Below are 7910 nucleotides of genomic sequence, written 5' to 3' on the forward strand. Positions count from 1 at the left end.
TGCTCAGGCGCGTATAGATTATAACTAGTTGTAACTGATAATCTTAAAGCTTTTACACAAAATTATTTACACTACCAAAGAATCATACCCCTATATAAATTCCAAAATACCTAAAACTATACTTGAACTTCCTAACAATATAATCCCCATAAGTACAAGTAAGTTTTCTATATTTTTTTCTGCTTTATATCGTTTCACATACTGGGGAATCATTAACACTAACCCCAATCCAAATAGCAAAAAAATAATTCCTTTTAGCATCATAGCACCTCACTATAAATAGCTTTCTATACAACTTTCTTTACTAATTCATCAAATGCATTGCAGTCTATTTCTATAATCTTTAGTTTTTCCTATTACCTCAGCTTTATCAAATCACCCAAAATAAGATTTAACAATATTTTGCCAGTCCATATTCTTCTGAATCAGTTTTACTAAAAATTTCTTCAATTATTAACTGATTTTCTTTTCATTCATTTTTCGTCCTATTAATATTTAATTACTTTTTAAAAGCAGGTAGAACCATTTCTAAATACTCCTGCCAATAATCATCATCGCCTTCCATATCATGAATCCAATAATACATAAATAAAATCTCAAATTCTTGCTTTCTTCCTTTTGTAAAGGATTTTTTCGGCATCTTTCTATATAACGAATCTAGGTTAAAAAGGTTACTTTTCTGCTTATAATCATAGTCATATTTCCTCCAAGTATATTGACTCTTCTTCCTGTGAGTCGATGGCCAAATGTCCTCATTATCAAAAAAATTTTTTATCCAACTATAAGCAAAGGCAAGAAGATTAACCTGATACTTTGCCCAAGTTTTATCAATCCAATCAGTTATTTCTTCTGTTATTGATGGTATTCCAAAGTTAAACACTTGTTCACTTGTTACCCTATGGTAGTCTTTTATAAAAAGAAAAAGCATCTCCGTTTGCCCCTTAAGAAACGGCAACTTTTTAATAAGCTGCGAATAGCAATCATAGGAAATATTTCTAAATTCACTATCAGTATTATATAAAAAGAAAAACTCATTCTCTTTCATAATATTTCCAATGTATCTGTGCATTTGCTTCCCATATTCATTGTAAATCCCCACACCCCAATCTCGAACTTCAGGATCATACTCCCGTAGCTGATTCCGATACTTATCTAGCTTTTTATTATTGAGTATCGTTTTTTCTTCAGCTTCAGTAATATTCAAATAGTTATTAAAATACTCAAATACATAATCAACGCAATTTTTCATATTTTGTGTACGTGCATCAATGTCAAATTCATTAAGTTTATCTTCTTTTTTTCTTCGTGCAATATATTCCTCAATATTTAGCATTTAAACCACCCCAATCTGTTCGCTCTTATGAAGCAAACAGATCACCTCATAACTCACCTATTCTCTCCATAATCATTGCTTTTCTTGCTTCATAAAACTTTTTGAAATTCTCACTTTCAAAAAATACAGTTCCCTTATTTCTATATAACATTAATTTTTTAAATGCATTGTAATTTTCAGCCCTTAATTTTGACAAGTTTTGAGACCACTTCCACATGACTCGTCATCGGGAACATATCCACGGGCTGCACTATTTCTACTTCATAGCCCAATTCCCTTAAAACAACAATATCTCTTGCCATAGACGCAGGATTACAAGACACATAGACCATGCGCGCTGGCTTCATTGTTGCCGCTGCTTTTAGTACTTCTTCTTTACAGCCTGCACGAATGGGATCAAACACGACTACATCTGCTTTTACACCGCGTTTCACAAGGGCAGGCATCTCTTTAGCCGCATCAGCAGCAATAAATTCTGCATTAGTAATTCCATTACGCTTTGCATTAGCTTTGGCATCCACAATGGCAGGCTCTACGATTTCAATGCCAATCACATGTTTTACCTGTTTAGCTAAAAATAAGGAAATCGTCCCCGTTCCACAATACGCATCAATCACCGTTTCTTCGCCTATTAACTGAGCAAATTCTAAGGCTTTCTTATATAGTACTGTTGTTTGCTCTGGATTGACTTGGAAAAAGGAGTGTGGCGACAAGCGGAATTGTAATTCATCAATAGTATCTGTAATCGTTTCTTCGCCCCAAAGCAAGGTACAGTCACGCCCCATAATTACGTTTGTTTTCTTAGGGTTATGATTTAACACAATACTGGTCACATTCGGTAAATGCTTACGAATTTCACTTACCCAATATTCTGCTTGTGGCAATGTTTTGGCAGTGCTAACAATAATCACCATCCAGCCACTTTTACCAATTCGACCAATAATATGGCGAATCATACCTTCGCCTGTTAATTCATTATAAGGCTGACATTTCGTTTCTCGTAACAGGCGTTCACAAACAGCTGAAATCTGATTATTGCCATCATCTTGAATAGCACAATTTGTACAAGGCACAATAGCATGGGAACCACGAGCATAAAAACCTAACACCGCTTGCCCTTTTTCAACACCTACAGGAATTTGCATTTTATTTCGATAGTGCCAAGGACTTTCAGGCCCTAACGCTGGTTTCACTAAATCAGGATTCGTTTTACCAATTCGCTCCATAATATCCCGTACATTTTGCGTTTTCAGACGAAGCTGTTCTTCATACGATACATGCTGTAACTGGCAGCCGCCACAAGTGCCATACACTGGGCAAATAGGATCTACGCGATGCTCCGAAGGTTTCAAAATTTCTATGACTTCCCCTACAGCATAATTCTTTTTAACCAACGTAATTTTTACCCGCACTTCTTCCTCAGGTAGCGCAAAGGGAATAAACACGGTAAACCCTTCATAACGGCCTACCCCTTCTCCACTTGTTCCTAGTCCTTGAATTGTAATCGTATAAATTTGGCCCTTTGCGACAGGCACAGTCTGTTTCATAGCATTTCGTCCTTTCTATCAGTACCTACTGTTAAAATCACAACTAAACTATCTCTATCCAAATATATTTTCTACAACAATCATAACTGTATGTAGCTATATATGGCTGTATGTAGCTATATATGGCTGTATGTAGCTACATATGACTGTATTCAGCTATACTCTTGTCTTTTATTATACCTTGAAATTCCAAAATCAGTAAAATACTTTACGCTCCCAATTCAATGTGTATCACAAACTGTGGTCAATTATTTCACCAACAACTGAATCATCATACCATTCTCTTCATGTTCTAAAATATGGCAATGTACCATAAATACGCCCGGTTCCGTGAAATGCACTTTAATGCGCACTGTTTCACCAGGGTTAACTTGAATCGTATCTTTCAAGCCCCGTTCCTTAGGTGTCACCGCTTTACCATTGCGTGAAACGACTTCAAATTGCACACCATGAATATGAAATGGATGCATCATGCCCATCATAGCCGAATCTGCATTCGTAATATCCCAGATTTCGGTGCTACCTAATTGACTAGTTAAATCAATGCGATCCATGGAAAACTTCTTACCATTGATTGTCACATCATTAGCCATACCAGCCATGACTACCGTTTTATCGGCTTTGGCTGCCATAGCCGCTTGCCAGTTCGCCGTCGTCAACGTAGTTCCCTCAGTCCGTTGCCACTGTGGCAAGGTCGCCCCCATATCCCCCATAGCGCCTCGTTTAAAATCTAAAACAACCGTACCATCCTCGGTCACTAACTTAGGTAACAGCCCCTCATATTTTGAAAAATCAAGTACTATTTCAGCCCGTTCACCAGGTACTAAAGTAAGTGCGGATAGCGTAACTGGCGAATTTAACAAACCACTATCCGTAGCAATTTGCTGCATCGTAGCACCATTATTTAATGCTAATAAATAATTACGAGCATTGGAACCATTTAACACCCGTAAACGAATTAAATTAGATGTCACTTTTAAATAAGGATTAATTGTGCCATTCACCAATAAGGTATCCCCATACACGCCGTCCGCTTCATAATCAGCCCCATATTGCCACTGATTGTCGTCGGTAAAATTACGATCTTGTAAAACAACAGGAATATCATCAACTCCATAGGTATAAGGTAAGTGTAGTCCATCAAGAGCCTCATCTTCAATGCGAATAAGGCCAGCTAACCCTTGATATACTTGACTAGCTGTTGTTCCCATAGCATGAGGATGAAACCAAGCCGTACTAGCCCCTTGATTAACAGTAAAATCAATTTGTCCCGTTCCGCCATTTGCGGCCAATGGATGATGGGGCCCTCCATCAACATCCGAGGGAACCACTAAGCCATGCCAATGAAATGTAGTATCTTCAAGCAAGGTATTTTTCAATTGTATGGAAACCCTATCCCCTCGTTTTAAGGATAATACAGGCCCTAATACACTGCCATTATAACCATAGGTACGCGTCATAGGCCCTTCTTTTATTGAGGTTTCACCGGCTTGTGCTTCTATGGTAAATACTTTACGTCCAGCCTTATCTAAGGTGCCTGACACTATAGGGGGAATTGCTAATGGACGAGCGGGCTGGGCAATCGTTTTAAACTTAACTACATCATCAAATCCATGGTGTATACCCTGGTGCATATGATAAGTTTCACAACAATAAGTATCATTAGTATACACGTATCCCTCACTCGGATAAGCACTCTCGTTATGATGATTTAAATGGGCATAAGCAGTAAATATACCACCAGTCACTAAAGAAGCAACTAACATTGATTGTACTATCTGCTTGTATGAGCGTTTCATAAATAAGTTACCTGTCCTTTCGTTAACCACAAAATACTCTTAATTGTATTTTCATGGTAACATAGGCCCATAATAGATACTAGAGGGGGGTATATCATATACCCCCCTCTATTTTATATCTGTGACCAATCCAAAGAATTGTCTTCATACAAAGCTTTTTTCAAAAGCCACTCATATTCAGCTATAATCGTCGGATTATATGGCGATAAGGTTTGAAGAAATGCTTTATTACGAGCTACATGCACTTCAAAGTCATCATCATATGTATGAACAGCGTCTAATAAAGCCCGTGCGCCTTCGTACGCATCAAAACCTTCATAATAAAAGCCTACTTGATGTTCTTTCAATATAGGTGAATTATGAATCAACGGATAATTACCATACAACACATCCATATATAAATTATTTAATGCTAAAGACCATTGATGACAAAGTACAATATCTGTATACTTACCTAAAAAATAAGGTGTAATATAGCGAGGTTCTACAGATAATTTATTGTCATCTAACAATTTGGTCCAGCCAATAAAATCATGAAATACCTTCGTATCTTTCCGTTTGACTGTATTACAAAGATAAATATGTTTAATAGCTTCTGGTTCTTTTTTATAAGCGGCTTCCGCTAATAAAATTTGCGTATAACAAGCCTTAATCACACTAATATTAGGTTCAAACGTAGCTAGACGCTTGCCATTTTCCTGAGCTCGTTCTGACTTTGACTTAGGTGTATACCCAAATCCTGGATAATCACCATCCCTTTCATAATCTGTAACTACTTTATCTAAAAAGATAGGATCCCATAAATAAGGAGCAATATGAAGTTTGGTATTCGTCATAATCTCTAAATAATGCTGATTGGTAGCATAATGATGAGGCAAGGTCCAGATAGCATCATATTGAGCTCCGTTGAACGCACGACCACCAGGTAGATCATAGACAAATTTTTCCAAATCCATCATATAATCAGTGCCCATACGGAATGTAACTAATTTTCCACCATGCTCATGAATTTCACGCTCACGCTCTCTACTTACAATCAAAGTGCCTTCTATAATAAGGTCCGTTGTGGCTACTACCTCTTTATATTCATACAATTTAACATTCATAGCATCAAGCTCTAATTCTTTTGGCGCTTTTTCTGCATCATTGTCCCAATACACAAAATATACGTCCTTAACCCAAGGGATTTGCTCTAACGCTTCCTTGAGAAAATACATATTTTGCCCAGCTCCATTTGACCAAATATTATTATATGAATCGCCCCAAAAGAAGGTAATTCCTATGTTGACTTGCTTCACCACAAACTCCTTTTATATACGACGAAGATTAATTCATAAATCTTTATGATTAATAATTATACAAGACCGTCTATAAAAATCAAGTTCTTACAAGCCTTTAATTTTATCTATAAGCATTTGAACTTGTGCTTGTAATGTAGCAATCTGCTGTTGTTGATCTTTAATTGTTTTATCCTGTGCTTGTACGGTATCAGACAAGGCATTCATAATGCTCATTGGTGCTTGTTTATATGTTTCTTTCGTTTCACTATCAACCGTAGAGGAACCAAATTTGAAAGAAGCGCCTACATTGAACATAGTATCGCCATTACCTAATGTACTACCCATGCTGAACATAGTATTTTCATTAGCTTTATAAAAGGCACCTAAGGCTAAAGCATCTTCACTATTATAATGGCCGAAACCTACTGCAAATGTTAATTTATCATCTTCATCAAAGCCCAATGGATTTAAGGCTGCTAAAGCGGCAGCACCGGCGCCTACTTCATTAACGCGATGACTTACATCATTAATATGACCATATAACTGAGCAGTAGCATTATATAATTGACTGCCGTTAATAGCATCTGTAGATGTGGCAGAAACTTCACCGGCTGCTACATTGGTTAATGTTCGTTCATTTCCCTTAGAACCAATGGATACGGAGTTTTCTTTGTCCGCTACAGAACCAGCACCTAAAGCTACAGAGTTTTTACCAGTCACACTCGAGTTAGTACCTAAGGCTGTACCATTTTCGGCTGTTGCACTTGCATTGGAGCCTACGGATGTCGCCCCATCAGCAGTGGCTTTGGAATTACTGCCAATAGCTGATGCTCCTTCACCTTTTGCAATAGCTTTAGCACCAATCGAAGATGTATTGTTCCCTTCTGCTACAGAGTCTGCACCAATTGCTGATGCATTGGAACCGCTCGCATTCGCATTATTGCCCATAGCGCTCGTATTATCACCATTCGCTACGGATCCTTTACCTACAGTAGTAGCCCCTTCACCATTAGCTTCACCACCCATGATGCCACCATCGACTAAATCTTTAATGGCGTTAGATACGGCATTGCTTGCTTCTTTAGCACTGGAAATAGCTGCTTCTGCACTGCTAGTAGCAACTTCGGCACTAGATTTTGCTACATCAGCACTATCGGCGGCACTCTTAGCATTTTCCTCCGATTCAGTCGCACTGCTAGCTGCATTAGAAGCGCTGTTACCTGCTTCAGTGGCACTACTTGCTGCGTTGGAGGCACTATCACTAGCTTCCGTAGCACTTGATGCCGCATTGGATGCACTTTCACTGGCTTCGGTAGCACTACTTGCTGAGTTAGAAGCACTATCGGCTGCACTAGAGGCACTATCACCTGCACTTTTAGCGCTTTCACTAGCATCTGTAGCACTGCTTGCCGCATTGGACGCACTTTCACTCGCTTTTGTAGCGCTGCTATTGGCATCCTTAGCACTCTTTTCAGCATTAGAGGCACTCTCTTTAGCTTCTGTTGCACTACTGATCGCATTAGAGGCACTTCCTTTTGCTTCGGATGCACTACTACTTGCATCATCAGCACTCTTGGCTGCATTAGATGCACTAGTCTCTGCTTTATCGGCACTAGATTTAGCATTAGAAGCGCTGTCTTTTGCTTCTGTTGCACTGTTAGCTGCATTGGAGGCGCTAGTCTCGGCTTTATCAGCACTGTTTTTAGCATCAGACGCACTATTTTTCGCTTCTGTTGCACTGTTGGCTGCATTGGATGCACTAGTCTCTGCTTTATCGGCACTGGATTTAGCATTAGAAGCGCTGTCTTTAGCTTCTGTTGCACTGCTGGCTGCATTGGAGGCACTGCTTTCTGCTTTATCAGCACTAGATTTAGCGTCAGAGGCACTATTTTTCGCTTCCGTTGCGCTACTTGCTGCATTGGAGGCACTGCTTTCTGCTTTATCAGCACTT

6 protein-coding genes are annotated in these 7910 nt (G+C 38.7%); all 6 read right to left on the reverse strand.

Features of this window, described 5'->3' with window-relative positions; genetic code table 11:
- Positions 1 to 90 precede the first annotated feature (90 nt).
- On the reverse strand, positions 91 to 264 hold the full coding sequence (locus tag VER_RS04390; RefSeq protein ID WP_162099665.1) for a hypothetical protein: 174 nt from the start codon (positions 262 to 264) through the stop codon (positions 91 to 93).
- 235 nt (positions 265 to 499) lie between these two features.
- On the reverse strand, positions 500 to 1333 hold the full coding sequence (locus VER_RS04395; RefSeq protein WP_162099666.1) for a hypothetical protein: 834 nt from the start codon (positions 1331 to 1333) through the stop codon (positions 500 to 502).
- Positions 1334 to 1509: 176 nt separating this feature from the next.
- Complete coding sequence (gene rlmD, locus VER_RS04400; RefSeq protein ID WP_162099667.1) at positions 1510 to 2880, reverse strand: 23S rRNA (uracil(1939)-C(5))-methyltransferase RlmD; 1371 nt, start codon at positions 2878 to 2880, stop codon at positions 1510 to 1512.
- Positions 2881 to 3128: 248 nt separating this feature from the next.
- A complete protein-coding gene (locus VER_RS04405) occupies positions 3129 to 4514 on the reverse strand; it encodes a multicopper oxidase family protein (RefSeq protein ID WP_162099668.1) in 1386 nt (461 codons plus the stop codon).
- Positions 4515 to 4792: 278 nt separating this feature from the next.
- Entirely contained in the window at positions 4793 to 5977 is a 1185-nt protein-coding gene (locus tag VER_RS04410; protein WP_238390135.1) for a DUF2827 family protein, read from the reverse strand.
- Between the two features lie 87 nt (positions 5978 to 6064).
- Positions 6065 to 7910 (reverse strand): YadA-like family protein (locus tag VER_RS04415; RefSeq protein ID WP_202922121.1); only part of this gene is annotated, 1846 nt, incomplete at its 5' end.

It is taken from the genome of Veillonella sp. R32 (assembly GCF_010093125.1).
Lineage (GTDB): Bacteria > Bacillota > Negativicutes > Veillonellales > Veillonellaceae > Veillonella_A.